This window comes from Streptomyces sp. NPDC031049 (genome assembly GCF_055571015.1).
This window is the reverse complement of the sequence record NZ_JBVIGC010000012.1, coordinates 199024-224355: the sequence shown is the minus strand read 5'-3', so window position 1 is coordinate 224355 and position 25332 is coordinate 199024. Positions and strand designations below refer to the sequence as shown.

Genomic DNA, 25332 nt, shown 5'->3' with positions numbered 1-25332 from the left:
AATCCTGGGTGTCCCTGTCGGTGGTCCCGCACCTCTGAGTACGGCTCCCGGGGCCTGCCATGTGAATGCGGTGACAGGCGTTGACCCGACGGGTGGCAGTCCGTAACCTCCTTCGCGAAATTCGGAAACAAGAGCGAAACTTTCGCCGGCCCTCGTCGTTCATGGCTTGCTACTCGACGCTCGTCCGCTCGTCCCCGAAGGGAATGTCATGCAACCGACACGCTTACTCAGGGCCGCCACGGCCGGTCTGATCACCGCCGCCGCCCTGACGGCCGCCACGCACACCGCCGAGGCCGCCGACACGCTCGGGTCGGCCGCGGCCGAGAAGGGCCGCTACTTCGGCGCCGCCGTCGCGGCGGGCCACCTGGGCGAGGCCGGCTACGTCTCGACGCTCGAGCGCGAGTTCAACTCCGCGACGCCCGAGAACGAGATGAAGTGGGACGCCACCGAACCCAGCCGCGGCACCTTCACCTTCGACGCCGCCGACCAGGTCGTGAACCACGCCCTGGGCCGGGGCATGGACGTCCGCGGCCACACCTTCGTCTGGCACTCCCAGCTGCCGTCCTGGGTCGGCGCCCTGGGCGCGGCCGAGCTGCGCTCGGCGATGAACAACCACATCACCCGGGTGATGGGGCACTACAAGGGCAAGATCCACAGTTGGGACGTGGTCAACGAGGCCTTCCAGGACGGCGGCAGCGGCGCCCGCCGCAACTCGCCGTTCCAGGAGAAGCTGGGCAACGGCTACATCGAGGAGGCGTTCCGCACCGCCCGCGCCGCCGACCCCGCGGCCAAGCTCTGCTACAACGACTACAACACCGACGGCGTCAACGCGAAGAGCAATGCCGTCTACGCCATGGTCCGCGACTTCAAGGCCCGCGGCGTCCCCATCGACTGCGTCGGCTTCCAGGGCCACTTCAACAGCGCCTCCCCGGTCCCCTCCGACCTCCAGGCGAACCTCCAGCGCTTCGCCGACCTCGGCGTCGACGTGCAGATCACCGAGCTCGACATCGAGGGCTCGGGCACGGCCCAGGCCGAGAGCTACGCGCGGGTGGTGCGCGCCTGCCTGGCGGTGAGCCGCTGCACGGGCATCACCGTCTGGGGCGTGACCGACAAGTACTCCTGGCGCAGCGGCGGCACCCCGCTGCTGTTCGACGGCGAGTACCGGCCGAAGCCCGCCTACGACGCGGTACTGGACGCGCTGGGCGGCTCCGGCGGGGACGACGGCGGCGGCCCGGGCGACGGCACCGCGGCCTGCACCGCCACCTACACGCGCACCGCCGACTGGAACGGCGGCTACAACGGCCAGGTGACCGTCACCGCCGGCGACCGGCCGATCGGCTCGTGGACGACGACCGTGACCGTGCCCTCGCCGCAGCGGGTCTCGGCCATCTGGAACGCCTCGCCCACCTGGGACGACAGTGGCACCGTGATGACCGTGCGCCCGAGCTGGAACGGGTCCCTGCCCGCCGGGGCGTCGACCAGTTTCGGCTTCACCGTGACGAAGAACGGCAGCGAAGCGGCGCCCGTCGTCGGGGCCTGCACCGCCTCCTGAGCCGACGGCCGCGGCCACCCGGGAGCGGGGGCCGCGGCCGGATCGGCCAGCTGTACGGGCGGGTCAGGCTGCCGTACGGCCGGGTCAGGTGCGGCTGTACGGCTGGATCAGGTCCGGCTGTACGGCCGGGTCATGATCTCCATGTTGTGGCCGTCGGGGTCGACGAAATACGCGCCGCGACCGCCGAACAGCCGGTTGATCCGCCCCGGTTCGGTGTGGCCGGGGTCGGCGTAGTAGGTCACTCCGACGGCCTCCAGCCGGGCGATCATGCCGTCGAACTCCGCGTCGGGGACGAGGAAGGCGTAGTGCTGGCTCTGGATCGGTTCGTTCCGCGTCTCGTAGTAGTCGAGCGTCACGCCGTTGCCGAGGTCGACGGGCAGGAACGGCCCGAAGGGGGCGCCGACCGGCAGTCCGAGGACGGCGGCGATGAACTCGGCCGACAGCTGCCGGTCGCGGGCGCGGACGATGGTGTGGTCGAGCTGGACGGTGCTCGTCCCGTTCTCGTGTGTCATGGGAAGGATGTCTCCGGGTCTTCGCTTCGGTGAGGGTGCGCGGCGCACGGGCGCCGCTCGCGCAGGACGCGGAGAAGAGGCGGGGCTCTGGCCCGCCGGATGCTCACGGCCGGGCCGGGAAACCCACTCGTACATGGCCCGAGGCCGACCCGGCAGTCACCGGGCCGACCTTACTGGGCGTCAGGGGGTGGGACAACGCGGTTTTCCGCCGGACGGGTGACGCCGGCCCGCAGGACGGGATCAGTCGAACGGGTCGAGGGTCAGGTACGCCTCCTGCGGGTTGCCGTCGTGGACCAGCGACTCGTGGTTGCCCACGTCGTCGAAGGCGAACGCGTACGCCTTGCCGTCCGCCATCCGCTCATGGATCGCGCGGGCGTAGTGGTTGGTCACCGAGTCCTGGTAGAAACCCGCGGAACCGCGGTCCGGCTGGTCGGGGTTGGTCAGCAGCGTGGTCCGGTTGAACCCGGCGCACAGCGTGCGCGAGATCGGTCCGCGCACCTCGTCGTTGGGGGCGTCCAGCAGCTTGTGGCACCCGAAGACGCTGTCCGCGTCGGGCTTCTGGAAGGTGGTGACCACGGTGCCGCCGCCGTCGGTGAAGTTCATGACGCCGCCCGAGACCCGGCCGTAGTACTTGATGCCCGGCCGGTCGGCGAACGGGGTGACCGTCAGCGTCTCGGTGGAGTACTTCCGCCAGACCCGGTCGATGTAGTCGTCCAGCACCGAGGCGGGCAGGGATCCGGTCGCCAGTCCGTGGCCGGGGGCCAGCACCCGCAGCACCGTGCCGTCCTGCCGGGTCCGGATCAGGCCGGACCAGCCGCCGGAGCGCGAGCGGAGATCGTTCAGCACCCCGTGGTAGCCACCGGGCTCGAGGTGGCCCGTGGTGCTGGTGCCGCCGTCCGCGCGCCGCACGCCGACCGCGTAGGGGGCCGAGAACATGTCGACCTGGGTGCTGTTGATCCACAGGCCGGAGTCGTTGAGCGTGTACTCCGACCAGTTGAACAGGATGTCGCTGTTCGGGTCGCTGGGGTTCTGGACCGCGGGCTGCACCAGGCCGCCGGTGGCGAGCTGGAACACCAGCTTCTCGCCGTAGGAGAAGTAGATCCGGCCGGAGAGCTTGGGGATCCGGATGGTCTTGGACTGGCCCGGCGCGGGTCCGGCGATGGAGGCGTCGGGTGCCGGGACGGGCGGGGCGCCGCCCGCGGGCCAGGCGTGGAAGGTGCCGCCGGCGTCGGCCCAGCCCTGCCGGCCCGAGGCGAGCTCGGTGCCCAGGGTGTAGACGTACACCGGCTCGGAGCGGCCGGAGTTGTTGGTGATCGTCAGGGGGATGGTCGCGGGAACCGCGGCCTCGGCGGTGGCGGGGGCGCCGGTCGCGAGAAGGGCGCCCGCCACCGCGGTGGCGAGTGCGGCCGTCACGGCCGTGATCCGATGGCGCAGTCTGTCGAGCATGGGTGAGCCTCCGTACGGCCCCTGGGGACAGGGACGCAGTGTGGGGGGAGGAGGTGGACTGGGGTGGGGAGACGGACAGGGGGTGGAGACGGACAGGGGGTGGGGGAGAGGTGTACAGGGTCGGGGACAGGGACGGGGAGGGGGCGTCGGTCTGGTCCGGACCATTTCTGAGAGCGCTCTCAGAGTGCTCTGGAAGCGTGCGCATGTCAATAATGTGGTCGTGGGCGACGCGATCGGCGAGTGGGTGGCGGTGCCGTGGACCCGGGACAAGACCGGTGGACACGGCGGAACTTGGGGCAATGGAATCAACAGGGCCGGTGCGGTGCGTATCGTGTGGGGCCGCGGGCCCTTGCTTCCACTTCCCGGCCCCGGACGGTGAGGCTCTGTATGACTGCGGTGCACAGACCCGATGCCACGGACCCCTCCGCCGAGTCCACGGCCGAGGTCCAGCCCACGGTGGCGGACTTCTCGGGCGGATCGGCGATGATCCCCGCGTCCCGGGACGTCGTGGGCGGCTTCGTCGCGCGACTGGCCGAAGCGGGCGTGGAGACGGCCGACGGCTTTCCGGACGCCGCCCGCCTGGTCGCCAGCGAGCTGGTGACCAACGCCCTGCGTCATGCGCCGGGTCCGTGCCGGCTGGGGCTGACCCTGGTCGACGGCGCGCTGGAGATCGCGGTGTCGGACACGGGGGACGGCTTTCCCACATTTCTCCCCAGTGACCCGCGGCGCGTCGGCCGGCACGGTCTGGAGATCGTGACGCGACTGTGCGACGAGGTGATCACCAAGCCGCACGCACGCGGCAAGACCGTCTACGCGCGACTGCCGTTGCGCTGAGCGAGGGCGGTACCGGGCCGGGGGCGCGGGGCGAGCCGCCCGGCACCCCCGGCGGTCAGCCGGTCAGGGCCTCGTCGAAGGTGGCGTAGCAGGGGATCAGCGCGTCCACGCCCACGAGTTGCAGCACCCGCCGCACCGCCTGCCGTGGCGCGGCCAGCCGCAGCCAGGCGTCACGGGCCTGGGCCGTCTGGTGCGCGCTGATGAACACGTTGATCCCGCTGGAGTCCATGAAGGCCACTTCCCGCAGGTCGACGACCGTGCCGGGCGCCGTCTCCACGGCGGACATCAGCACGTCGCGCAGCTGCCGGCTGCCGTCGAGGTCCACCTCTCCGGCGAGAGTGACGACGCAGACGCCGTCGTCGGTGGTGGTACGGGTGATCAGCAGCCGCTCGGGCACCGCCGCTCCCTCGGTCTCCGCCACGCTTCCCTCGCTTCTCGTGGATGTCCGGCCCTCGTCGCGGCCATCATGCCAAGGTCCACCGGTGCCCGGGGGCGTCCGCGGCCGGAAAGCGTCCGGCGCGGAGTGAAGATCCGATGGGCCGACCGTGACTGTACCGGAGCCGCGGCGGGACGTTGAAGTGCCCCGTCCTGGGCAGACGGCGTGAGTGATCACTATCTGATCTTCACACCGATCCAGTGAGGGGGGACAGCTCCACCGTGCCCGTGCCTGCCCGTCGTATACGGCCGACACAGCGTCGGCGCTCCTTCGATCTGCGGTCCACCGCCGTGTCCTTCGGCGTCCTCGCCCTGCTGCTGAGCCTGGCCGGATTCACGGTGCGGACGGTGGCCGAGGCCGTCCAGCACCGCCCGCTCTGGGTGGCCGTCCTCGCTCTGCTCGGTGTCGCCGCCGTGGCCCGCCGGCGCCGTCGCCGCCGACGGCCCGCCGCGCCGGCCCGGGCCGTCCGCGAGGTCGGCGCCGCCCTCGACGAGGCCGCCCGGGCGGCCGCCCCGGACCCGCACGTCACCGAGGAGGGCGACCGCTACGGGTCCGGCCACGAGGTCCTCGACGTGGAGGGCTACGACGCCACCGACGCGCCCGGCCACGAAGCGCCCGACGCGGACGGCTACGACGCCCTCGACGCCGACGAGTTCGAACGGGCGGTGGCCGGGCTGTGCGAGCGGGACGGGTGCACCGGGGTCGAGGTGGTGGGCGGCGCCGGCGACCTCGGCGCCGACGTGCTGGCCGTGACGCCCGACGGGCGCCGCATGGTGATCCAGTGCAAGCGCTACGACAGCGACGCCACGGTCGGTTCCCAGGACGTCCAGCGGTTCGGGGGCACCTGCTTCGCCGTCCACGGGGCCGAGGTCGCCGCCGTCGTCACCACGGCCGGCTTCACCGCCCCGGCCGCCGAGTACGCCCAGTGGTGCGGGATCGTCTGCGTGGACCGGCGGGCCCTGCTCGCCTGGCGCGACGGCACGGGCCCGGCTCCGTGGGAGGACCCGGTGGGCGCCGGGGAACCGCCGGGGCCCTGAAAGCCTGCCGGCCGCGCCCGGTTCGCCGCACCGCCGTCAGCTGCCCGGCCCGACCGCCGTCAGCTGCGCGGTCCGGCCGCCGTCAGCTGCCCGTGACCGGCCGCCCGCAGACGCCTGTGTCCGGCCGTCACGCCTCGGTGTCGCGGTCGACGGCCCGGTGCACCTCCGCCTCGACCTGGCGCCGGTCCCGGCCCTGCTCCCTGACGTACTCGGCCATCGCGGCGCCGGCGTCGCGGTCGAGATCGCGCCAGGCGCGGAGCGCGGTCTCGTACGTGTGCGACTGGCGTGCGGTCCACTCTGCCTGGGTGGGCGGCCCGTAGGAGTCGCGCAGCTTCTCGACCCGGCTGTGCGCCTGGTCCGCCGCGCGCCGCTTCTGCACGAGCTCGTCGAATGTGTGAGCCACACCTCAACGCTAGTCAGCGGTCCGCCGTCGCGCGCGCCGAGCGGGTGTCCGCCGGGCTTCAGCCGTGTCCCGCCAGGGCGTCGCCGACGCAGGCCCGCACGGCGTCGGCCGCCTCGGCGCGGTCCTCGGGCACCAGTCCGATCCGCGTGCGCCGGTCCAGCAGGTCGGCCTCGTCCAGGGCGCCCTCGTGCCGCACCGCCCACAGCAGTTCGGCGCCGGTGACGGGGTGGCCCGGCAGGACCGGCTCCGCGAGCCGCGGGTCCCGCTCGGCGAGGGCGTGCACGGCAGGTGCCTCGGTGCCGTACCGCCGTACCAGACGGCGCGGTGCCCGCAGCGCCGCCAGGGAGCGGGGCGCGGCGGCGCCCACCAGCGGGAGCCCGGCGGTGGGGGAGGGGCCGGCGGCCAGCCCCCGCGCGGCGACGGCGGCGTCCACCGCGTCCTCGGCCATGCGCCGGTAGGTGGTGAGCTTGCCGCCGACCACGGTGACCACGCCGTCCGCCGAGGTGAGCACGGCGTGCCGGCGTGAGACGTCCGCCGTGCGCGGGGCGCCGCCGGGCCGCGCCGCGGAGGTGGTGTCCAGCAGCGGGCGCAGACCGGCGAAGGCGCCGGCCACGTCGTCGCGGTGGACGGGCACGTCGAGCGCGGAGCCGAGCACGTCGAGCAGGAAGCCGATGTCGGTCTCGGGGGCCTCGGGGACGTCGGGGACGGCGCCGTCCACGGGCTCGTCGGTGAGGCCCACGTAGACCCGGCCGTCGCCCTGCGGCAGGACGAGGACGAAGCGGTTGGTCTCGCCGGGGACGGGGATGTGCAGCCCGGCGGGGAGCGGTCCGAGGCGGTCGGAGCGCAGGACCAGGTGCGTGCCGCGCGAGGGCCGGACCCGGATGCCGTCCACCAGGTCGCCGGCCCACACCCCGGAGGCGTTGATCACGGCGCGGGCGCGGATCTCGCCCTCCTCGCCGGTGCGTTCGTCGCGTATGCGGGCGCCGGAGGCGGTCAGCTCCAGGGCCCGGACGCGGGTGAGGACACGGGTGCCGTGCGCGGCGGCGGTGCGGGCGACGGCGGTGACCAGGCGGGCGTCGTCGGTGAGCCGGCCGTCCCAGGAGAGCAGGCCGCCGCGCAGCCCGTCGGGGCGCAGGCCGGGGGCGAGGTGGCGGGTCTCGACCGCGGACAGCCGGCGCGGCGCGGGCAGGGTGGCGCGGGAGGTGCGGGCGGCCAGCCGCAGGGCGTCCCCGGCGCGCAGGCCCGCCCAGGCGAGCGCGGCCTGCCCCCGGGAGACCATCGGCGTCAGCGGCAGGACGAAGGGCTGGGCGTGGACCAGGTGGGGTGCCGTGCGCTCCATCAGCACACCGCGCTCGACCGCGCTCTCGTGGGCGACGTCGAGCTGTGCGGAGGCGAGGTAGCGCAGCCCGCCGTGGATCAGCTTGGAGCTCCAGCGGGAGGTGCCGAACGCCAGGTCGTGGGCGTCCACGGCGACGACGTCCAGACCGCGGGCGGCGGCGTCCAGCGCGGCCCCGGCACCGGTCGCGCCGAGGCCGACGACCAGCACGTCCACGACCCGGCCGTCGGTGGCCTCGGCCAGTTCGCGCGAGCGCCGCACGGCGGAGAGGGAGGCGGCGGGGGAGGACGAGGCGCAGGCCGAGGGGGAGCGGGCCGGTACGGGCGGGGGTGAGGGCGAGGCGGACGGGCGGGGTCCGTCGGCGGCGCCGCTGGTCGGGCTCATGGGGCGAGGGTCCTCTCCAGGATGGTGCGCAGCTCCGCGAGGAAGGCCGCGGTGGTCAGGTCGGCGTCGTCCTCGTCGGTCATGGTCCGCAGCGACAGGGCGAAGGACTGGACGATCAGCAGCACGGCCCGCGCCTGGCGTCCGGGGTGGGCCTCGCGCACGGAGCCGTCGGCGTGGCCCTCCCGCAGCGCGTCGGCGAGCAGCCCCAGGAGCGCCTCCTGGCTGGCGCCGCGCCGGTCGAGCACATAGGGCAGGAGCAGTTCCGGATCGACGTCGACGATCTTGTGGAACAGCGGATGGGCGCGGAACGCCGTCACGCCCGCCACCAGTCCGTCGACCAGCAGGGTGCGCGAGTCCGTCCCCGGCCGGCGCTCGGGCATGGCCCCGGTCGCCACGGCGATCCACTCCCGGGTCATCAGGTCGCCGACCAGCGAGCGGACGTCGGGCCAGCGCCGGTAGAGCGTCATCCGGGAGACGCCCGCGCGGCGGGCCACGTCGGTCATGGTCGTACGGCGCACCCCGACGGCCAGCACGCAGTCGCGCACGGCGTCGAGCACCGCGTCGCCGTCGGAGGAGTTCTGCCGGGCCGAACCGTTGTGACGAATAGGCGTCATGTGTAACAGTGTAACGCCCCGTGAGGCCGCCGCGGCGGCATCCCCGCGAAACGACCGGTGAGGACGACAGGCATGGACATGCTGTGGAACGGCTGGGGCGACCCGGCCAGGGCGACGCCGCTGCCGAAGGACGTGACCGGCCTGCTGCGCGACTGGCTCGGCGTCGAGCCCCGGGCCACGGCGCCGGCCCGGCTGGAGGAGGTCGCGGTCCCCGAGGCCGCCCTGGACGAGGCCGCCCACCGGGCGCTGCGGGCCGCCGTCGGCGACCGCGCCGACCGGGTGCGCACCGACGCCGAGACCCGCGTCCGGCACACCCGCGGCAAGTCCACCCCCGACCTGCTGCGCATCCGCGGCGGCGACGCCACCGACGCCCCGGCCGCCGTCGTCCTGCCCGGCAGCCACGACGAGGTCCTCGCGGTGCTCCGCGCCTGCGCCGCACACCGCCTGCCCGTCGTGCCGTTCGGCGGCGGCACCTCCGTCGTCGGCGGCCTCGCCCCCGGGCGCCACGAGCCCTTCGTCGCCCTGGACCTGCGCCACCTCGACCGCCTGCTCGCGCTCGACCCCGTCTCGCGCACCGCCACCCTGGAGCCCGGCCTGCGCGCCCCCCGGGCCGAGGCGCTGCTCTCCGAACACGGCTTCACCCTCGGCCACTTCCCCCAGTCCTACGAGTGGGCCACCATCGGCGGCTTCGCCGCGACCCGCTCCAGCGGCCAGGCCTCCGCCGGGCACGGCCGCTTCGACGAGATGGTGCTGGGCCTGACCCTCGCCACCCCCGAGGGCACCCTCGACACCGGCCGCGCCCCGCGCTCCGCGGCCGGACCCGACCTGCGTCAGCTGGTGCTCGGCTCCGAGGGCGCCTTCGGCGTCATCACCTCCGTCACCGTCCGCGTCCGGCCCGTCCCGCGGGTGCGCCGCTACGAGGGCTGGCGGTTCGCCTCCTTCGACGAGGGCGCCGCCGCCCTGCGCCGGCTCGCCCAGGACGGACCGCGTCCGACGGTGCTGCGGCTGTCCGACGAGACCGAGACCCTGATCGGGCTCGCCCAGCCCGACGCCATCGGCGCCGGCACCGGGCGGCAGAACGCCGGCTGCCTGGCCGTCGTCGGCTTCGAGGGCACCGAGGAGGACACCACCCACCGCCGGGAGGGCGCCGCCGCCGTCCTCGCGGCCTGCGGCGGCACCTTCGCCGGCGAGGAACCCGGGGAGAAGTGGGCCCGGGGCCGCTACTCGGCGCCGTACCTGCGCGACGCCCTCCTCGACGCCGGAGCCGTCGCCGAGACCCTGGAGACCGCCACCTACTGGTCGCGCCTGCCGGACCTCTACACCGCCGTCCGCGAGGCGCTCACCTCCACCCTCGCCGGGGCCGGCACGCCGCCGCTGGTCATGTGCCACATCTCGCACGTCTACGAGAACGGCGCCTCCCTGTACTTCACGGTCGTCTCCGCCCAGGGCGACGACCCCGTGGCCCACTGGACCCGGGCCAAGCACGCCGCCAACGAGGCGATCCTCGCCGCGGGCGGCACCATCACCCACCACCACGGCGTCGGCACCGACCACCGCGACTGGTACGTCCGGGAGGCCGGCGACCTCGGCATCGCGGCGCTGGGCGCGGTCAAGCGGCGCCTCGACCCGGACGGCCTGCTCAGCCCGGGCGTCCTGCTGCCCGCCGACTGAGCCCGGCCCCGGCCCACGCCCCGTCGTCCCGTGGGACGACAGGCGGGCACGACCATCAGGGGACCGCGGCCCGGCGCATCCGCCGCACGACGGCGGCCCGCACCCGCCTCCCGGCACGGCAGTCCGCACACCCGTCAGCCCGAAAGGCACATCGATGCGACAGTTCACCGCCGTCGTCAACCCCACCGCGGGCGGCGCCACCGGCGCCGCGGCGCTGCTGCGGGTGGCCCGGCTGCTGCGGGAGGCGGGCGCCGGGCTGCGGACCGAGTACAGCCGCAGCCTCGCCCACGCCCGCGAACTCGCCCTGCGGGCCGGGGAAGAGGGGCACGTGGTGCTCGCCGTCGGCGGCGACGGCGTCGCCGGGGGCATCGGCGGCGCCCTCAGCGGAACCGGCACCCCGTTCGGCCTGGTCCCGGCCGGACGGGGCAACGACTTCGCCCGGGCGCTGGGCCTGCCCACCGACCCCGCCGGCCTGGCCCGGGTCCTGCTGGACGGCGAGCCGCGCCCCGTGGACACCATCGAGGTGACCTCGGCCGTCCACGACCGCGTCGCCGTCCTCGGCAGCGTCTACGCGGGCATCGACGCGCTCGCCAACCGCCACGCCAACCGGGCACGGCTGCTGCGCGGCACCGCCTCCTACTACGCGGGCGCCCTGCGCGCCGTCACCACCTGGCGCCCGACCCGCTACCGCGTCACCGTCGACGGCACGGAACACGCGTACACCGGCTACACCGCGGTGGCCGCCAACTCCGGCTACTACGGCTCGGCCCGCCTCATCGCCCCCGGCGCCCGGCTCGACGACGGGCTGCTCGACGTCGTGATGATCCACCACGCGCCACGCCGGCTGTTCTTCACCCTGATGAACGAACTCGACACCGGCAAACACGTCCACCGGCCCCAGGTCCGCGTCGTCCGCGGCAAGGAGATACACATCGAGGCCGACCGGGACGTGCCCTACGGCGCCGACGGCGAGGTCGAGGCGGTACTGCCGGTCACGGCAAGGGTGCTGCCCGGCGCCCTGCGCGTCCTGCGCTGAACGCGCGCGCCGGGCAGCCCCCGTCCGCCGCTCACACCTGCGTGGTGAACCGCTCCCACACCCGGTGGCTCTTCAGCAGCTCGGTGACCTGCTCCAGGGTCGCGGTGGCGGAGTCGCCCACGACCACGCCCGCCGCGTCCGCGGGGACCCCGGCCGCCTCCAGGGCCACCTCGCCGTCCGCCCAGGCACCGATGGCCTTGCCGTGCCGGAACGCCTCCGACAGCAGCAGCCCGACCCGCGGGTCCGTGGTCGTCGGCCGGGCCGGCGCCGGGTCGGACTTGACGTCCCGCGCGGTGTACGCGTCGCTGCCCACCCCCGGCGTCCCGGCCAGCAGCACGGCGTCGAACTCCACGGAACGCGCGGTCACATAGGTGCGCTGCACGGTCAGCGTGTCCTCGCCCGAGCCGATGGTGCCGCCGGTCGGCGCGATGATCAGCGGGACCATCCCGGCGTTGAGCACGGCCTCCCGCACCGCTCGCACCCCGTCCAGGTCGCCGTCCCCGCCGGTCAGGATGCCGATGATCCGCCCGTCGGTCGGCCAGGTGCGCCCGACCTGCGACAGCGCCGGGCTGGGCTCGACGTCGGCCAGGGGCACGGTGGGCTTCGGTGCCGGCAGCCCGAGCCCCTGGGCGACCTGCTCGCACAGCTCGGGGTCGATGTTGGCGAGCACCTGAAGCGCCCGCTCCTTGACCGCCTGCTCGTAGCACTTGCCCAGTTCGAAGGTGTAGGCGCCCACGATGTGCTCCCGCTCCACCGGGCTCATGCTCAGCCAGAACCGGCGCGGCTGGCTGAAGTGGTCCGCGAACGACTCGGGCGCCTCGCGCACCTTCGTCGCCTCCGGCACCCGCACCGGCGCCTCGACGTACGCCGCGGCCTCGGGACCCGCCAGGAACGGGCAGCCGCCGTCCAGGGAGTTGGGCCGGTAGGGGGCGACGCCCCGGTGCACGGCCGTCTGGTGCATGCCGTCCCGGAGCATGTCGTTGACCGGCGCCTGCGGCCGGTTGACGGGCAGCTGCGGGAAGTTCGGCCCGCCCAGCCGGGTGATCTGGGTGTCCAGGTAGGAGAACAGCCGCCCGGCGAGCAGCGGGTCGTCGGTGATGTCGATGCCGGGGACGAGATGGCCGACGTGGAAGGCGACCTGCTCGGTCTCGGCGAAGAAGTTCGACGGGTTCCGGTCGAGCGTGAGGAGCCCGACCGGCTGCACCGGCGCCAGTTCCTCCGGCACGAGGTTGGTGGAGTCCAGCAGGTCGATGCCCTCGAAGGTCTGGTCCGGGGTGTCGGGGAAGGTCTGGATGCCCAGCTCCCACTGCGGGTAGGCGCCCGCCTCGATGGCGTCGGCGAGGTCCCGGCGGTGGAAGTCCGGGTCCACTCCGCTCGCGATCTGCGCCTCCTCCCAGGTCAGGGAGTGCACGCCCAGCTTCGGCTTCCAGTGGAACTTCACCAGCGTGGTGCTGCCGTCGGCGGCGACCAGACGGAACGTGTGCACGCCGAAGCCCTCCATCGTCCGGTAGGAGCGCGGGATGCCCCGGTCGGAGATGTGCCACAGGGTGTGGTGGGTGGCCTCGGTGTGCAGGCTGACGAAGTCCCAGAAGGTGTCGTGGGCGCTCTGCGCCTGCGGGATCTCCCGGTCCGGCTGCGGCTTGACGGCGTGGATGATGTCCGGGAACTTGATGGCGTCCTGGATGAAGAAGACCGGGATGTTGTTGCCGACCAGGTCGAAGACGCCCTCGCTGGTGTAGAACTTCGTCGCGAAGCCGCGGGTGTCCCGGACCGTGTCCGCGGACCCGCGCGAGCCGACCACCGTGGAGAACCGCACGAACACCGGTGTCTCGACGTCCTTCTGGAGGAACTCCGCCTTGGTGACGGAGGCCGCCGTGCCGTAGCTCTGGAAGACGCCGTGCGCCGCCGCGCCGCGGGCGTGCACCACGCGCTCCGGGATGCGCTCGTGGTCGAAGTGCATGACCTTCTCGCGCAGGTGGTGGTCCTGCAACAGCACCGGACCGCGCGGCCCGGCCTTGAGCGAGTGGTCGCTGTCGTACAGCCGGGTGCCCTGGGCGTTGGTCAGATAGGCCCCGGCCTGCGCCATCCGTGCCTGGTCGGCGCCGGTCGGCTGCCCGGTGGGGGACACCGTGTCCGGTCCGCTCTGGTCCGGCTTCGGGGGCAGCGGCTCGCGCGGCTCGACGGGTTCGGCGAACGGGGGCGACTCGGCGGCCGGCTTGCCGGGGATCCCCTCCGCCGGTCCCGCGCCGTCGCCCCGCAGGGTCTCGCTGACCTTGTCGGCTGCCCGCTTCAGGGGGTTGGCCTCGCTCATGCGTCTACTTCCTCCGGTTCCGGCCGTGTCGGTCTGCCGATCGCGGCGCGAGTACCCATGTGGGTCGGGTCAAGCGGGCGTCGGCGCGAGGTCTGGGGGAGCGGGAGCGTCAGACGATCGTCTCGCCGTCGTGGGTGCCGCCCTGGCAGCGCTTGCTGAACCCTCCGGAGCCCTGGCCGTCCGCCGTGACGATGATCATGCCGCCGCCCCGGACGCACTCCAGCGCGGTCACGTCCGCCGGCGCATGGGCGGCCCGGCTCACCGGGGCGGGCGCGGCGTCCGCCGCCGGGGCGGGGAGGACCACCGCGACGGCCAGGGCGGCGGTCAACGCGCACGACGACTTGTTCATGGCAGCTCCAGTTCCTCGTGACCCGTGCGTCATCAGCCTCGGGGGCCGGGGCGGGCACCGCGACCGGACCGGGGCGGGCGGGGGAACCGCGCCGCCCTCGCACGCGGGCACCGCCTTGCGCCGTATGCAGCAGCAGCGCGGGACCGCCCCTCGCGCCGCGCACGCTGTCCGACAACATCGCCGTCGCCCTGATGGCGGAGGCGATCGGGGCGCGCTGTTCGGCGGCAAGGTCCTGCGCGCGCAGCGGCAGTGAGTGCCCGGCGCCTCTCAGCCCGCGGGGCCCGGCCGCGACTCCGCCGGCCCGGGCGTCTTCCGCCACACCACCCGGTGCGGTGTCGTCCTCGGCCACACCGGCGACTCCCCGGCTGCACGCAACCGGCGGCCGCCACACCGGACGGCCGCCGCTCGCTGACGTTCTCCGCCACCACACAGATCGACGAGACCCCCCGGACCGACGCGCCGGATGTCGCGCCCTCCAGGAGGGCCTGGTCTGCGCCCTGCTGCGCGGCGGTTCCTAGGACCGGCCGCCCGGCCGCCCTCCGCCGCCGGGCGCCCCGTCGCCCTCGTGGGTCACGCGCACCCCGTCGCCGAACACCACCCGGGTGCGGGCGCCGTCCGCCCAGACCACTTCCGTGCCCGTGTCCCCGGCCGTCACCGAGGCGACGGCGTCCGGCAGCGGGCCCGGCCCCGGCGCGGCGGTGAGGACGGCCAGGCTCACGTGCAGGGAGGTGCCGCCCGCCCGGCCCGTGAGCCGGGGCACCCGCGCCCAGCGCGTGTAGGCGGTGCCCTGCGGGGCGCGCACCGGCTCGGGGCCGCCCTCCCAGCCGTGCAGCCCGCACAGCGCGGAGACCAGCGGCTCGTCGGGGCCGGTGGCCCAGCCGGTCTGCGTGACCCGGGCACCGGCCGGTGCCCCCGTCACCCGGTGCACGCGCAGCTCGTACACGCCCCGCGCCACCGTCACGCTCTCCACCCGCAGCCCCGGGACCATCGGCGGGCCGCCCGCGAACACCGGCCGGTGCCAGGACGCCGCCCAGCCCCAGCCGTCGCCGTGCCCCGCCCCGAGCGGGTGGATGCGGCGCCGGACGCCGGACCGCCCGGCCACGTCCACCGACAGCCGGTTGTCCGCCACGTTGCCGACGGCCGTCGGGCCGGTCCGCGTCGAGTACGCCTGACGCCCGTAGTGCGGGTCGTCCTCGTCGGCCGACTCCCCCTCGTGGGGACGCACATGGTCGCTGCCGTGGTTGTGCAGCCGTACGATCCCGTCCTCGCGCGTCGCCTGCGCCAGCAGCCCCGGCACGGGCAGCGCCAGCACCCGGTCGGCCTCCTCCACCGGCGCGGGTTCCTCCACGGCCGTCCACAGCGGGTGGTCCGCGGGCGCCAGCAGGGACACGAACGCCTTCGACGCCCAGTACGGGGAGGCCGGCCCGGAGTACGACTGGAGGGTGGCCGGGTGCGGCCCGTGCCAGCCCGGGCTCAGCAGCCCGTCCCCGGTCAGCGCCCCCCGGTCCAGGAAGTACCGCAGGCTGCCGCTGGCCAGGCGGCGGGAGGCACCCGGCGTCAGCGGGGTGTGCCCGGTCAGCGCGCCCAGGCTCACCGCGGCGGACGCGGCGAAGCGGTAGGCCAGCGACCGGCCGAAGTGCAGCGGCGCCCCGTCGGCGCCGAACATCAGGCCGAAACCGTCCAGATGGGCGCGCAGCCGCCCGCCGTACCGGGCCAGGGCGCCGGTGTCGCCGGCGAGATGGGCGTCCAGCACCGGATACAGGTGCAGCGCCCAGCCGTTGTAGTGGTCGAAGGCGCGTCCGTCGCCGTCCGCGTACCAGCCCTCGCCGCGGTACCAGCCCTCCATCAGCTCCAACGCCCGCTGCCGGGCCGCCGCCGTCTCGGTGTCGCCGCGGCCCACCGACTCCAGGAACCCGGCGACCGTGTACGGGAACAGGTACCAGTTGTTCGGCGCGGGCGTGTGCCGCAGCGCGCCGCGCAGCCATTCCTCCGCCCGGTCCTGCACCGGCGCGTCGAGGTGCTTCCACAGCCACGGAGCGGTGAGCCGGAGCCCGAGGGCGACCGACGCGGACTCCACCATCGGCTGGCCCTGCACGTGGTGGTCGAGGATCAGCGGCCAGGACTCGGTGTCGTCGCGGCCGGGAGAGCGGGTGCCCGAGGCGAGGCCGCGGGCGTAGCGCTCCAGCAGCCCGTGCGGATCGGCGCCGCCGGCGCCCGCGATCCGGAAGGCCGCCGCGAGAAACGTCCGCGCAAAGCCCTCCAGTCCGTCGGAGCGCACGCCCGACCGGGACGGCCGCCCGGGCAGGTCCAGCAGTGCGCAGCCGGGGGTGCTCCACCGCCAGGCGGCGGTCAGCAGCCCGTCGGCCACCGCCTCCCAGTGGGCCCGGCAGAAACCGGTGTACGGACTCGCCGCGCGGTCCTCGGCGGGCAGGTCGAACGGGATGCTCATGCCGCTCATGCGAGGAAGGCCAGCCTTTCGCGTCGTACGGGATGGAGGAAGCCGGCGCCGGACGCCCAGCGGGCGGTCTCGGCGAGGGCCAGGTCGGCCAGGCGGCGCCACTCGTTGCCCTGGGACCCGGCCAGATGCGGGGTGATCAGGGCGTTGTCGCACTCCCACAGCGGGTGGTCCGGCGGCAGCACCTCGGGGTCGGTGACGTCGAGGACCGCCCGGATGCGGCCCGCCAGCACGGCCCCGGTCAGCGCCTCCTGGTCCACGACCGCGCCCCGCGAGGTGTTGATCAGCACCGCGTCGGGCCGCATCGCCCCGATCAGGTCCCGGCCGACCAGGCCTCGGGTCTCGGGCAGCAGCGGGGTGTGCACGCTGACGGTGTCGCAGCGTGCGAACAGCTCCGGCAGCGTCACCCGCTCGACGCCGAGGGCGGCGGCGTCCGCCGCGTCGACGTACGGGTCGTGCAGCAGCACCTCGACGTCGTGCGGGCGCAGCAGTTCGATCACCCGGCGGCCGATCAGCGACGCCGACAGGATGCCGACGGTGCGCCGGTAGTTGCCCTCGGTGCGGGGGGTGCGCAGCCAGTTGCCGCGCGCCTTGGACGCGCGGTAGTCGCGGGCCCGCTCCAGGACCCGCTTGCCGGTGAGCAGGATCATGCCGAGCGTGTACTCCGCGACCGGTACGGCGTTGGCGGCGGCGGAGGAGGACACCTCGAGGCCGCGCTCCCAGCAGGCGTCGGTGACGTGCCCGCGGACGCTGCCCGCGGTGTGCACCACCGCCCGCAGCCGGGGCGCCGACCGCAGCACCCGTGCGTCCAGCGGCGGGCAGCCCCAGCCGGTGATCAGCAGGTCGGCGCCGGCGAGCACGGTGCGGGCCCGCGGGGTGGTCAGGTCGTCCAGCACGGGAGGCGGGGCGAGGTCGCAGACGGTGCGGAAGGCGCTGAGCGTCTCGGGGTCCAGGACGGCCTCGGCGGCGTCCCGGGACATGGCCACGGCCGCCCGTGGGCGGAAGCCGGGACCGGGGGCGTTCGGGGTCACTTGACGGCTCCGGCGGTCAGTCCACTGCGCCAGAAGCGCTGGAGCAGGACGAAGGCGAGGATGAGGGGGACGACGGCGACCAGGGAGCCCGTGATGACCACGGGGTAGTACTCCGGCGACACCGACGCGGCGCTGTTCCACTGGTACAGGCCGAGGCTGACCGGATACAGGTCCTGGTCGGAGAGCATCACCATGGGCAGGAAGAAGTTGTTCCAGATGGCGGTCAGCTGGAACAGGAACACGGTGACCAGCCCGGGGCCGAGCATCCTGAGTGCCACGCGCACATACGTGGTCAGCTCTCCCGCGCCGTCCACCCGCGCCGCCTCCAGCACCTCGTCGGGGACGTAGCCGCGGGCGAAGATCCGCCCGAGGTAGACGCCGAACGGGTTGAACAGCACCGGGACGAACACCGCCCAGAACGTGTTGACCAGGCCGGCCTCGGAGGCCATCAGGTACAGCGGCAGCGCCAGGACGGTCTGCGGGACCATCACGGCCGCCAGCACCAGTCCGAACAGCTTCTCCTTGTGCCGGAAGCGGTACTTGTCGAAGGCGTAGCCGCAGGCGACGCTGAGCAGCGCCCCGGCCGCGGCGCCGAGCACCGCGTACAGCAGGCTGTTGACGTACCAGCGGCCGTACAGCCCGCCGTCCATCGCGAACAGGTCCTGGAGGTTGCGCAGGAGGGAGAAGTCGCCCAGGGACAGCAGGTCGCTGCGGAACAGGGCGTCGCGGTTCTTGCCGGCGGCGAGCACCAGCCACACCACGGGCAGCAGGGTGTACAGGACGAAGACCGCGACGACCGTGTTGACCGTCGCGCGGCCCAGCAGACCGGGCCGCGAGGGGGTGCCGCCGATGGCGCTCATCGGGCCTCCTCGGCGATGTCGACACGGCTGGTGAAGCGGGTCACCCCGTAGGACAGGGCGATGGTGCACACCAGCAGCACGACCGAGGCCGCCGCCGCGAGGCTGTAGTTGTTGCGGGTGAACGCCGCGTCGTAGATGTACATGCTCGGCGAGAACCTGGAGTTGATCATCGGGGAGGACTGGCTGAGCAGCATCGGCTCGGTGAACAGCTGCAACGCCCAGATCAGCGTGAAGATCGCCACCATGACGACGGAGGCGCGCACCAGCGGCGTCTTGACCTGGAGCGCCGTGCGCACCGGGCCCGCCCCGTCCACCACGGAGGCCTCGATCACCTCGCGGGGCACGGCCTGAAGGGCCGCGTAGAAGATCACCATGTTGTAGCCGAGGTTGCTCCACAGGGCGATGTTCACGATGGACGGGATCACCGTGTGCACGCCGAGGAAGTCCACGGTGATGTCGGCGCGGGCGAACAGGTCGATCACCGGGCTGATGCCGGGCGTGTACAGGTACAGCCAGATCAGGGCCGCGATGATGCCGGGGACCGCGTGCGGCAGGAAGAGGCCGAGCTGGGCGAAGGCGCGCAGCCGGACCATGCCGGAGTCCAGCAGCAGCGCGAGGCCGAGCGCACCGCCGACCATGAGCGGGAGGTAGATCAGGCAGTACAGGGCGACGGTGCCGAGCCCGCCGAGGAAGGTCGGGTCGCCGAGTACGGCGGCGTAGGAGCGCAGGCCGACGAAGACGGTGCGCTCGGGACCGAAGCCGAGCCCGGGCTGGTCGTCGCTGAAGAAGCTGAGGTAGGCGGCGGTGCCGACGGGGATCAGGAAGACGGTGAGCAGCAGGGCGAAGAACGGCGTCATGAGCACGCCGCAGGCGGTCAGCTGACGGCGCCGGGCGGCTCTGCGGGCGCGCGGGCCCGCGGCGGACGGCGGCGGGGCGGTGGCGCGTGGCGCGCCGGCCGGCACCCGCCGGTGGGTGGTCGCGGTCATGGGTGTCACCTGCCTCTCGACGGCTCAGGTGCTGTGCTGGGTGGTGGACAGGCCGAGCGCCCTGAGGTCGGGCATGGTGCCCTCCTGGGCCGTGCGCAGGGAGTCGACGAGGGTGCCCTGGCCGCCGCTCACCCGGGCGAAGGAGTCCTGCATGACCTTCTGGGTGGCGCTCATCCGGGGACCCCACAACCAGCCCTCGCCGATCTTCTCGGCCTCCTGCTCGAACAGGGCGTAGATGTCCTGCCCGCCGTAGTACGACCGGTCGAACGCCTCCCGTCCGACGGGGACCAGTCCGGGCGCGGCCGGGTACTGGCTGCTGGTGCCGCTGGACAGCCGGGCGCGCAGGGCGTCGGGGTGGGAGACCTGCCAGGCGATGAACTCCATGGCGGCCTCCGGGTGGCGGCTGTCCGCGGTGACGGCGAAGGTGGAGCCGCCGTGGGTGCCGACGGCCGGGCGGCCGGTGTCCCACCGGGGCAGCGGGGCGATCCGCCACAGGCCCTTCTGCCCGGGCCGGGCGTTCATCTGGGCGCCGGCGTCCCAGGCGCCGGTCAGCCGGGTGAGCACCAGTCCGTTGCCGATCTGCGCGTCGGCCTGGCGGCTCTCCACGGCGTTCATGAAGACGTCGTCCCGGTCGATCAGCCGCTGCCAGTAGCCGGCCACCTTCCGCGACGGCGCGTCGGCGAGGGAGACGTTCCAGGCGCCGCGGGAGGTGTCGAACCACCGGGCGCCGGCCTGCCAGGCGTACGCCGCGAACTGGGTCATGCCGTCGGTGGGGAACAGCACCAGCCGCCGGCTGGGCGACTTGCGGCGGACGGTGCGCGCCTGCTCGGCGAACTCCTCCCAGGTGCGCGGCACGGTCAGTCCGTAGCGCTCGAACAGGTCGGCCCGGTAGTGCATCACCATCGGCTCGACGTCCAGGGGCACGCTGAACGTCCGGCCCTCGAAGGTGGTCAGCGCGAGCGCCTGCGGCAGCAGCCTGCGCCGCAGGCCGTCGGGGACCAGATCGGTGATGTCCCGGGCCACGCCGTCGATCGCGTACCCGGGGACCTGCGGGTACTCGATCGTGGCGACGTCGGGGGCGTTGCCGGCCCGGGCGGCGTTGCTGAGCTTGGCGTAGCCGCCCTGCCCGCCGGAGGGGATCTGCTGGAAGTCGACCTGGATGCGGTCGTGCGTGCGGTTGAACGCGTCGACCACCTCCTGGCTGCCGCGCAGGGCGGACCAGAACGTGATGCGCGTGGTGCTGCTCGCTCTCCGCGACCGGTCGCTCTCCGCGCTGCAGGCGCTCACGGCTCCTGTCAGCGGTACGGCGGCCATCGCGGCGAGCACGGATCGACGGCTGCGTCGACCGGGCATGGCGCCTCCCGCGGCTCCTGCGTGTCGCCGTCCGCGACACGACTGTTCGGGACACGGGAATCCTGAACGCCCCGACGCAAGCGGTCAATAGACCGATCAGAAGAAAATGAAACGCTCAAACGCTCATTGGGTGGGGCCGCCGACCGGGTCCATGGCCGGCCGGTCCGTCGAGCCGCGCACCATGAGCCGGGGCAGCAGCTCCACCCGGCGCACGGACCTGCTCCCCGCCCCGCCGCGCAGCCGGTGCAGCAGCAGCTCCGCGGCCACCCGCCCGACCTCGCCCTTCGGCGGGGACACGGCGGTCAGCGGCGGCGTCCCGAGCCCGGCCACCACGTCGTCGTACGCCACGACCGAACAGTCCCGCGGCACCCGCACGCCCTCCTCCGCCAGCCGCTGGACGATCACCAGGGCGTCCGCGTCGCCGTGCAGCACCAGCGCGGTCGCGCCGACCTTGCGCAGCAGCTCCGGCAGCGGAGCGGTCTCGTCCGGCGTGTACGGGCCCCCGGCGCCGGCCTCCGGCGCGCTGAGCGCCCAGGCCCACCGCTCCACCAGCGGATGGTCCTCGGCGATCTCGGCGAAGGCGGCGCGCAGCGAGCGCGCGGTGGGGCTGTCGTCCCGGGTGGCGAACACCAGGCGCCGATGTCCGAGGCCCACCAGGTGTTCCACGGCCAGGTGGGCGCCGTACCAGTGGTCCGAGCACACCGAGTCCAGGGCGTGCGGGGTGCTGCCGCGCCGCGGCCTGCGCTCCATCAGCACCGTCGGCACCTCCAGCCCGGTCAGCCAGCCGTGGTCGGCCTCCTCGTCGGCGGGGCTGCGCCAGCGCGGGGCGAGCAGCAGTCCGCGCGCCCCGTCCGCGACGGCCCGCTCCACCAGGGGCAGCTCGGCGCCGGGCGCCTGCGGCGCCAGGTGCAGCGCGATGCGCAGACCGGCCTCCTCCAGCGCCGTGCGGGCGCCGTGCAGGGTCTCGGTCAGATACGAGTGCCGCACCGGGACCACCACGGCGACCCGGTCGCCGGCCGCGGCCGGCGCAGGGGCCGGCACCTCCTCGGCCGGCAGCGTCGAGCGGACGACGCCGTGGCCGCGGCGCAGCATGCCCTCGCGGGTCAGCTCCTCCACGTCCCGGCGCACGGTCACCACCGAGACCTGCAACTCCTCCGCGAGGTCACGCACCCGCGCGGTGCCGCGCGCCTGCACCGCGGCCAGTATCCGCTGCCGCCTGAGATCGACCGGCTCCCGCATCGAGCCTCCCCGCCCCGTGAATGTTCGTTTGAACGATCGGCGTCATCATAGCGATCGTCCTGCCGCTCGTCCGTGCCGGACGGGTCGGGGCCGGGGGAGGGGGCCGCGGGCCGGGGTCACTCCGTCCGGGGAGCGGCGGGCCGCCTTCGGCAGTGCAGGAAGAGATGCGGCTCCGGCACCGCGTCGGGGTGGGCGGGGGTGAACAGCAGCTCGTGCCGGTCCAGCACCTCCAGGCCCGACCTTTCGGCCACGGCGGTCAGGGCCTCGGCGTCGAAGCTGGTCACCCGGACCGGCTGGCCCATGAAGACGCCCTCGACGTCCTCCAGGTCCAGCGGCACGGTGGCGAGGACCAGATGGCCGGCCGGGGTCAGGGCCCGGACCAGCCGCCCCACCACGCCGGCCTGTTCGGCGCGGGACATCTGGAGCAGCGAGAAGTACACGCAGACCGCGTCGAACGAGCCGTCGGCGAGCGGTTCGTCACGGATGTCGGCGCAGCGGAAGGAGGCGTCCGGCACCTGCCGGGCCGCCAGCTCGACCATGACGGGGGAGACATCGATGCCCAGCACCTCGTGACCGGCCGCGGCGAGCGTCTCGGCGGTGGGCCGCCCGGTCCCGCTGCCCACGTCCAGCACCCGGCTGCCCGGCGCGAGCCGCCCGAGCAGCCACTCCAGCGAGCGCCGGTGCGCCGGCGAACCCGCGAACGCCTTCTCGTAGGCGGTGCCCAGCGCGTCGAACACGGCGGCGGCCTGCGCGCGCTGCTGGTCGTCGGTCACGGCGGTCCCTCCGTAGGGGGTGGATCGAGGCCGGGGTCGGTGCCGGGCATCGTTCCACCGGGGCCGTGCCCGGGACAAGGGCGCGCCGGGCGGGCTGCGGGGCCGAGCCCGGGTCGCGGGCGCGGCGGATCTACGGGCCGGGCCCGGGAGAAGGGACCGTCGGCAACCGTGGACCGAGGGTCAGCCGTCGCCGTCCGGTGCCGTGCCCGGCTCCGCCATCCTGCGGTGGGCGGCGGCCTTGACCCGGTCCGGCAGCACCCGCTCGGCCACCCCCTGCGCCTTGGTCTTCGCCGAGCCGGTGACCAGCTTCCTGCGGCCCTTCATGACCGCCTCGAACGCCTGCCGGGCGACCTGCGCGGGGTCGTCCTTGTCCATGGTGCCGATCCGGGTGTCGTCCATGCCGGCCCGCCGGAAGAAGTCGGTGTCCGTCGGGCCCGGCATGAAGGACGTGACGGTGACGCCGGTGTTCTCGACCTCCTCCTGCAACGCCTGCGCGAAGGACTGCACGAAGGACTTCGAGGCGTTGTAGACCGCCTGGAAGGCGCCCGGCATCGTGGCGGCGACGGAGGAGGTGAACACCAGCCGCCCCACGCCGCGCGCCACCATGTCGCGCAGCAGAGGCTTGGCGAGCCGCACCGTCGACGTGACGTTGAGGTCGATGACGGACTGGTCGTCGGCCGGGTCGGTGTCCACGAAGGCGCCGCCCCGCCCCACCCCGGCGTTGAGCGCCGCCACGTCCACGGTGAGCCCGGTCGTGGCGGCGACCAGCAGGTCGACGCCCGCGGGGTCGCGGAGGTCGGCGCGCACGGCGCGGACCTGCGCGCCGGTCTCCCGCAACCGCTCGGCCGCGTGCTCCAGCCGGTCGTCCTCGGCGTTGATCAGCAGGTCGAAGCCGTGCTCCGCGAACTGCCGGGCGAGTTCGTGTCCGATGCCGCTGGACGCCCCGGTCACCAGGGCGAGGGGCCTGTTGCCGTCCATGGGGAGGGAGTAACCACCCGTGCCCGGGTCAACCGTCCGCGCCCCGGGCGCCCGAGTGCCAGGGCGCGCGCGTGCACGGACGCGCGGGCGTGCTCAGCGCAGCGCCCGGTACACCGACGCGGTGGTGAACCCGTACACCAGATGCGGTACGACGTCCGAGACCCAGGACGTCCGGTCCCACTCGGCCGGGTCGGTCACCCCGAGCGCGGTGGCCGGCAGATCGCTGCCCGCCATGGCAGCGGCGCCGAGCAGCGGACCGGCCGCCCAGTCCGGCAGCGACACGCCCCCGCGTCGCGCCAGCCCGTAGACCGCGCCGACCCCGAGGCCCGTGACGTAGCCGAGGAGCGCTCCGGCGGCCTGTTCGCGGTGGGGCTTCGTCTCCTCGTCGCCCAGCTCGACGCCGGTCCGGTCCGCGACCCGGTCGACGACCTGGGCGGGCGTACCGCTCGATCCCCGGCCGCGCAGCAGCATGTCGCCGTAGGTCGCGATGTTCAGGGCGACGGTGCCGGCGGCTCCGGCGAGCAGGCCCTTGGCCAGTGGTTGCATGGGGGCTCCCTCGGCTCGGCGTGGTGTGGGGGTGCGCGCGGGTGCGCGACGGACCCCGGGTTCCCCGGGCGCGGCCCTCAAACGGACGCCGTGCGGGCCGCGGCTCAGCCCCGGCGCCCGTTCCCGTCGGGCGGGAGCAACTGCTCGCACAGCGCCGTGAGCCGGCGGGAGGCGTCCACCGCACGGGCCCCGTCGGGCGTCGTCAGGGCCAGCAGCAGCATGTCCGCCACGACGAGTGCCGTCAGCGCCTCCGAGGTGATGCCCGTCGGGCTGCGCGGGGCGGTCAGCACGGCGTCGGCCCCGTCGCCGCACCGCTCACCCGGCTCGTCGGTGACCAGCACCACGCGCGCTCCGACCGTCCGCGCGCTCTCCACCAGCACGGTCACCTCGTGCGGCGGCCGACCGTGCCGGAAGGCGACCACGGCGTCGCCCCGGCGCAGCGCCAGCAGGTCGTCGGCCATGGCGAAGCCGGTAGCGCCCGCGAACCGGGCCCGGCGGCCGGCCCGGCCGAGCGCCAGCGCCAGATGCCGGGCGGCCGGCTCCGATGCCGCGGCCCCGAAGACATGGATCTCCGCGGCGTCCGCGAGCGCCGTGACGGCGGCCCGCAGCACCTCGGCCCCGGTCAGCCGCCCGGTCCGCTCGATGCGCTCACGCGCCTCGTCGAGCACGTCCGCCCGGACGGCGTCCAGGTCCCGTACACGGACGGCGCCCGCGTCCCGTGCCCGGACGGCGTCCAGGTCCCGGCCGTCGTGGGCGCCGCCCCCGGGCCGTGCCCCTGGTGCCGCGGTCGTGGCGGACCCGGCCGCGAGCTCCCGCTTGAGCGCGGGCAGGCCCGCGTATCCCAGGCGCTGGAGCGTGCGCACCACGGTGGCGTTGCTGGTGCCGCTGGCGGCCCCCAGCTCCTGGGCGCCGGCGAAGAGCAGGTGCTGGACCGGGGCGCCGACCAGATACCGGGCGACGGCACGCTCGGACGCGGTCAGGCGCTCCCAGCGTTCGTGGACGACCGCCCGCAGCCGGAGCACGCCCCGCCCCGCCGCCCCGCCGTCACCCTCCGTGCCGCCGGGTGCCGGGCCGCCGCACCCGGAGCCGGCGTGCTCCTCCGCGTCGCCGGGCCCGGACCTTCTCATCACGGACATCGAATTCCCTGTGACGGCGTCACTGTCGTGGTCAGCACGTGCCAAGAGCAGCGC

Annotated in this window: 23 protein-coding genes; 5 read left to right on the top strand and 18 right to left on the bottom strand. The window is 74.5% G+C overall.

Annotated elements, in window-relative coordinates; genetic code table 11:
• Positions 1 to 208 precede the first annotated feature (208 nt).
• A complete protein-coding gene (locus tag ACZ45Q_RS21740; RefSeq protein WP_468263781.1) occupies positions 209 to 1552 on the top strand; it encodes a glycoside hydrolase family 10 protein in 1344 nt (447 codons plus the stop codon).
• Positions 1553 to 1659: 107 nt separating this feature from the next.
• Here ACZ45Q_RS21740 and ACZ45Q_RS21735 read toward each other — a convergent pair whose 3' ends face one another.
• Both ACZ45Q_RS21735 and ACZ45Q_RS21730 read right to left on the bottom strand, forming a co-directional pair.
• Positions 1660 to 2064 carry a VOC family protein gene (locus ACZ45Q_RS21735; RefSeq protein ID WP_468263778.1) on the bottom strand — a complete coding sequence of 135 codons (405 nt, stop codon included), beginning with the start codon at positions 2062 to 2064 and terminating at the stop codon, positions 1660 to 1662.
• A 240-nt stretch (positions 2065 to 2304) separates the two neighbouring features.
• On the bottom strand, positions 2305 to 3510 hold the full coding sequence (locus ACZ45Q_RS21730; RefSeq protein ID WP_468263775.1) for a glycoside hydrolase family 64 protein: 1206 nt from the start codon (positions 3508 to 3510) through the stop codon (positions 2305 to 2307).
• Positions 3511 to 3897: 387 nt separating this feature from the next.
• Here ACZ45Q_RS21730 and ACZ45Q_RS21725 point away from each other — a divergent pair, with 387 nt between their 5' ends.
• Positions 3898 to 4344: an ATP-binding protein gene (locus ACZ45Q_RS21725; RefSeq protein WP_468263772.1), complete on the top strand. Its 447-nt coding sequence runs from the start codon at positions 3898 to 3900 to the stop codon at positions 4342 to 4344.
• Between the two features lie 55 nt (positions 4345 to 4399).
• Here the strand turns inward: ACZ45Q_RS21725 and ACZ45Q_RS21720 are convergent, their stop codons facing one another.
• Positions 4400 to 4765 carry an STAS domain-containing protein gene (locus ACZ45Q_RS21720; protein WP_468263769.1) on the bottom strand — a complete coding sequence of 122 codons (366 nt, stop codon included), beginning with the start codon at positions 4763 to 4765 and terminating at the stop codon, positions 4400 to 4402.
• 305 nt (positions 4766 to 5070) lie between these two features.
• Between ACZ45Q_RS21720 and ACZ45Q_RS21715 the strand changes: the two genes are divergently transcribed.
• A complete protein-coding gene (locus ACZ45Q_RS21715; protein WP_468263766.1) occupies positions 5071 to 5817 on the top strand; it encodes a restriction endonuclease in 747 nt (248 codons plus the stop codon).
• A gap of 127 nt (positions 5818 to 5944) precedes the next feature.
• Here the strand turns inward: ACZ45Q_RS21715 and ACZ45Q_RS21710 are convergent, their stop codons facing one another.
• Genes ACZ45Q_RS21710 through ACZ45Q_RS21700 form a run of 3 tightly spaced genes read right to left on the bottom strand, consistent with a single transcriptional unit; the run spans position 5945 to position 8554 of the window.
• Positions 5945 to 6220, bottom strand: coding sequence for a hypothetical protein (locus ACZ45Q_RS21710; protein ID WP_468263763.1), 276 nt, complete (start codon positions 6218 to 6220; stop codon positions 5945 to 5947).
• A 58-nt stretch (positions 6221 to 6278) separates the two neighbouring features.
• Positions 6279 to 7940 (bottom strand): glycerol-3-phosphate dehydrogenase/oxidase, encoded by a 1662-nt coding sequence (locus tag ACZ45Q_RS21705; RefSeq protein ID WP_468263760.1) that lies wholly within the window; start codon positions 7938 to 7940, stop codon positions 6279 to 6281.
• Entirely contained in the window at positions 7937 to 8554 is a 618-nt protein-coding gene (locus ACZ45Q_RS21700) for a TetR/AcrR family transcriptional regulator (RefSeq protein ID WP_468263757.1), read from the bottom strand. Before ACZ45Q_RS21700 ends, ACZ45Q_RS21705 begins: the two co-directional genes overlap by 4 nt.
• 72 nt (positions 8555 to 8626) lie before the next feature.
• Between ACZ45Q_RS21700 and ACZ45Q_RS21695 the strand changes: the two genes are divergently transcribed.
• Both ACZ45Q_RS21695 and ACZ45Q_RS21690 read left to right on the top strand, forming a co-directional pair.
• Positions 8627 to 10225 carry an FAD-binding oxidoreductase gene (locus ACZ45Q_RS21695; RefSeq protein WP_468263754.1) on the top strand — a complete coding sequence of 533 codons (1599 nt, stop codon included), beginning with the start codon at positions 8627 to 8629 and terminating at the stop codon, positions 10223 to 10225.
• 154 nt (positions 10226 to 10379) lie between these two features.
• Positions 10380 to 11261, top strand: a complete 882-nt coding sequence (locus ACZ45Q_RS21690) for a YegS/Rv2252/BmrU family lipid kinase (RefSeq protein WP_468263751.1) — start codon at positions 10380 to 10382, stop codon at positions 11259 to 11261.
• Positions 11262 to 11292: 31 nt separating this feature from the next.
• Here ACZ45Q_RS21690 and ACZ45Q_RS21685 read toward each other — a convergent pair whose 3' ends face one another.
• From ACZ45Q_RS21685 to ACZ45Q_RS21630, 12 genes are all read right to left on the bottom strand, one after another.
• On the bottom strand, positions 11293 to 13572 hold the full coding sequence (locus ACZ45Q_RS21685; protein ID WP_468263749.1) for a catalase: 2280 nt from the start codon (positions 13570 to 13572) through the stop codon (positions 11293 to 11295).
• 109 nt (positions 13573 to 13681) lie between these two features.
• Positions 13682 to 13921: a hypothetical protein gene (locus tag ACZ45Q_RS21680; protein ID WP_468263746.1), complete on the bottom strand. Its 240-nt coding sequence runs from the start codon at positions 13919 to 13921 to the stop codon at positions 13682 to 13684.
• A gap of 514 nt (positions 13922 to 14435) precedes the next feature.
• Positions 14436 to 16370 carry a DUF2264 domain-containing protein gene (locus ACZ45Q_RS21675; protein WP_468263921.1) on the bottom strand — a complete coding sequence of 645 codons (1935 nt, stop codon included), beginning with the start codon at positions 16368 to 16370 and terminating at the stop codon, positions 14436 to 14438.
• Positions 16371 to 16375: 5 nt separating this feature from the next.
• Entirely contained in the window at positions 16376 to 17407 is a 1032-nt protein-coding gene (locus ACZ45Q_RS21670; protein WP_468263743.1) for a hydroxyacid dehydrogenase, read from the bottom strand.
• A complete protein-coding gene (locus ACZ45Q_RS21665; RefSeq protein WP_468263740.1) occupies positions 17404 to 18267 on the bottom strand; it encodes a carbohydrate ABC transporter permease in 864 nt (287 codons plus the stop codon). Before ACZ45Q_RS21665 ends, ACZ45Q_RS21670 begins: the two co-directional genes overlap by 4 nt.
• On the bottom strand, positions 18264 to 19253 hold the full coding sequence (locus ACZ45Q_RS21660; RefSeq protein WP_468263737.1) for a carbohydrate ABC transporter permease: 990 nt from the start codon (positions 19251 to 19253) through the stop codon (positions 18264 to 18266). Before ACZ45Q_RS21660 ends, ACZ45Q_RS21665 begins: the two co-directional genes overlap by 4 nt.
• Before the next feature lie 24 nt (positions 19254 to 19277).
• A complete protein-coding gene (locus ACZ45Q_RS21655) occupies positions 19278 to 20606 on the bottom strand; it encodes an ABC transporter substrate-binding protein (RefSeq protein ID WP_468263735.1) in 1329 nt (442 codons plus the stop codon).
• Positions 20607 to 20729: 123 nt separating this feature from the next.
• On the bottom strand, positions 20730 to 21845 hold the full coding sequence (locus tag ACZ45Q_RS21650) for a substrate-binding domain-containing protein (protein WP_468263732.1): 1116 nt from the start codon (positions 21843 to 21845) through the stop codon (positions 20730 to 20732).
• 116 nt (positions 21846 to 21961) lie between these two features.
• On the bottom strand, positions 21962 to 22618 hold the full coding sequence (locus ACZ45Q_RS21645; protein ID WP_468263729.1) for a class I SAM-dependent methyltransferase: 657 nt from the start codon (positions 22616 to 22618) through the stop codon (positions 21962 to 21964).
• 180 nt (positions 22619 to 22798) lie between these two features.
• Positions 22799 to 23596, bottom strand: coding sequence for an SDR family NAD(P)-dependent oxidoreductase (locus ACZ45Q_RS21640; RefSeq protein ID WP_468263727.1), 798 nt, complete (start codon positions 23594 to 23596; stop codon positions 22799 to 22801).
• A gap of 93 nt (positions 23597 to 23689) precedes the next feature.
• Positions 23690 to 24142, bottom strand: coding sequence for a hypothetical protein (locus tag ACZ45Q_RS21635; RefSeq protein WP_468263724.1), 453 nt, complete (start codon positions 24140 to 24142; stop codon positions 23690 to 23692).
• A 104-nt stretch (positions 24143 to 24246) separates the two neighbouring features.
• Positions 24247 to 25269 carry a MurR/RpiR family transcriptional regulator gene (locus ACZ45Q_RS21630; protein WP_468263721.1) on the bottom strand — a complete coding sequence of 341 codons (1023 nt, stop codon included), beginning with the start codon at positions 25267 to 25269 and terminating at the stop codon, positions 24247 to 24249.
• Positions 25270 to 25332 lie beyond the last annotated feature (63 nt).

What these genes read in the sequence shown, in the direction of transcription:
- ACZ45Q_RS21695 (WP_468263754.1), top strand. Translation starts at nt 8,627, where the DNA reads ATGGACATGCTGTGGAACGGCTGGGGCGACCCGGCCAGGGCGACGCCG.
- ACZ45Q_RS21630 (WP_468263721.1), bottom strand. Translation starts at nt 25,269, where the DNA reads ATGAGAAGGTCCGGGCCCGGCGACGCGGAGGAGCACGCCGGCTCCGGG.
- ACZ45Q_RS21650 (WP_468263732.1), bottom strand. Translation starts at nt 21,845, where the DNA reads ATGCGGGAGCCGGTCGATCTCAGGCGGCAGCGGATACTGGCCGCGGTG.
- ACZ45Q_RS21690 (WP_468263751.1), top strand. Translation starts at nt 10,380, where the DNA reads ATGCGACAGTTCACCGCCGTCGTCAACCCCACCGCGGGCGGCGCCACC.
- ACZ45Q_RS21685 (WP_468263749.1), bottom strand. Translation starts at nt 13,572, where the DNA reads ATGAGCGAGGCCAACCCCCTGAAGCGGGCAGCCGACAAGGTCAGCGAG.
- ACZ45Q_RS21735 (WP_468263778.1), bottom strand. Translation starts at nt 2,064, where the DNA reads ATGACACACGAGAACGGGACGAGCACCGTCCAGCTCGACCACACCATC.
- ACZ45Q_RS21660 (WP_468263737.1), bottom strand. Translation starts at nt 19,253, where the DNA reads ATGACCGCGACCACCCACCGGCGGGTGCCGGCCGGCGCGCCACGCGCC.
- ACZ45Q_RS21680 (WP_468263746.1), bottom strand. Translation starts at nt 13,921, where the DNA reads ATGAACAAGTCGTCGTGCGCGTTGACCGCCGCCCTGGCCGTCGCGGTG.
- ACZ45Q_RS21640 (WP_468263727.1), bottom strand. Translation starts at nt 23,596, where the DNA reads ATGGACGGCAACAGGCCCCTCGCCCTGGTGACCGGGGCGTCCAGCGGC.
- ACZ45Q_RS21635 (WP_468263724.1), bottom strand. Translation starts at nt 24,142, where the DNA reads ATGCAACCACTGGCCAAGGGCCTGCTCGCCGGAGCCGCCGGCACCGTC.
- ACZ45Q_RS21725 (WP_468263772.1), top strand. Translation starts at nt 3,898, where the DNA reads ATGACTGCGGTGCACAGACCCGATGCCACGGACCCCTCCGCCGAGTCC.
- ACZ45Q_RS21740 (WP_468263781.1), top strand. Translation starts at nt 209, where the DNA reads ATGCAACCGACACGCTTACTCAGGGCCGCCACGGCCGGTCTGATCACC.
- ACZ45Q_RS21730 (WP_468263775.1), bottom strand. Translation starts at nt 3,510, where the DNA reads ATGCTCGACAGACTGCGCCATCGGATCACGGCCGTGACGGCCGCACTC.
- ACZ45Q_RS21675 (WP_468263921.1), bottom strand. Translation starts at nt 16,370, where the DNA reads ATGAGCATCCCGTTCGACCTGCCCGCCGAGGACCGCGCGGCGAGTCCG.
- ACZ45Q_RS21665 (WP_468263740.1), bottom strand. Translation starts at nt 18,267, where the DNA reads ATGAGCGCCATCGGCGGCACCCCCTCGCGGCCCGGTCTGCTGGGCCGC.
- ACZ45Q_RS21655 (WP_468263735.1), bottom strand. Translation starts at nt 20,606, where the DNA reads ATGCCCGGTCGACGCAGCCGTCGATCCGTGCTCGCCGCGATGGCCGCC.
- ACZ45Q_RS21700 (WP_468263757.1), bottom strand. Translation starts at nt 8,554, where the DNA reads ATGACGCCTATTCGTCACAACGGTTCGGCCCGGCAGAACTCCTCCGAC.
- ACZ45Q_RS21705 (WP_468263760.1), bottom strand. Translation starts at nt 7,940, where the DNA reads ATGAGCCCGACCAGCGGCGCCGCCGACGGACCCCGCCCGTCCGCCTCG.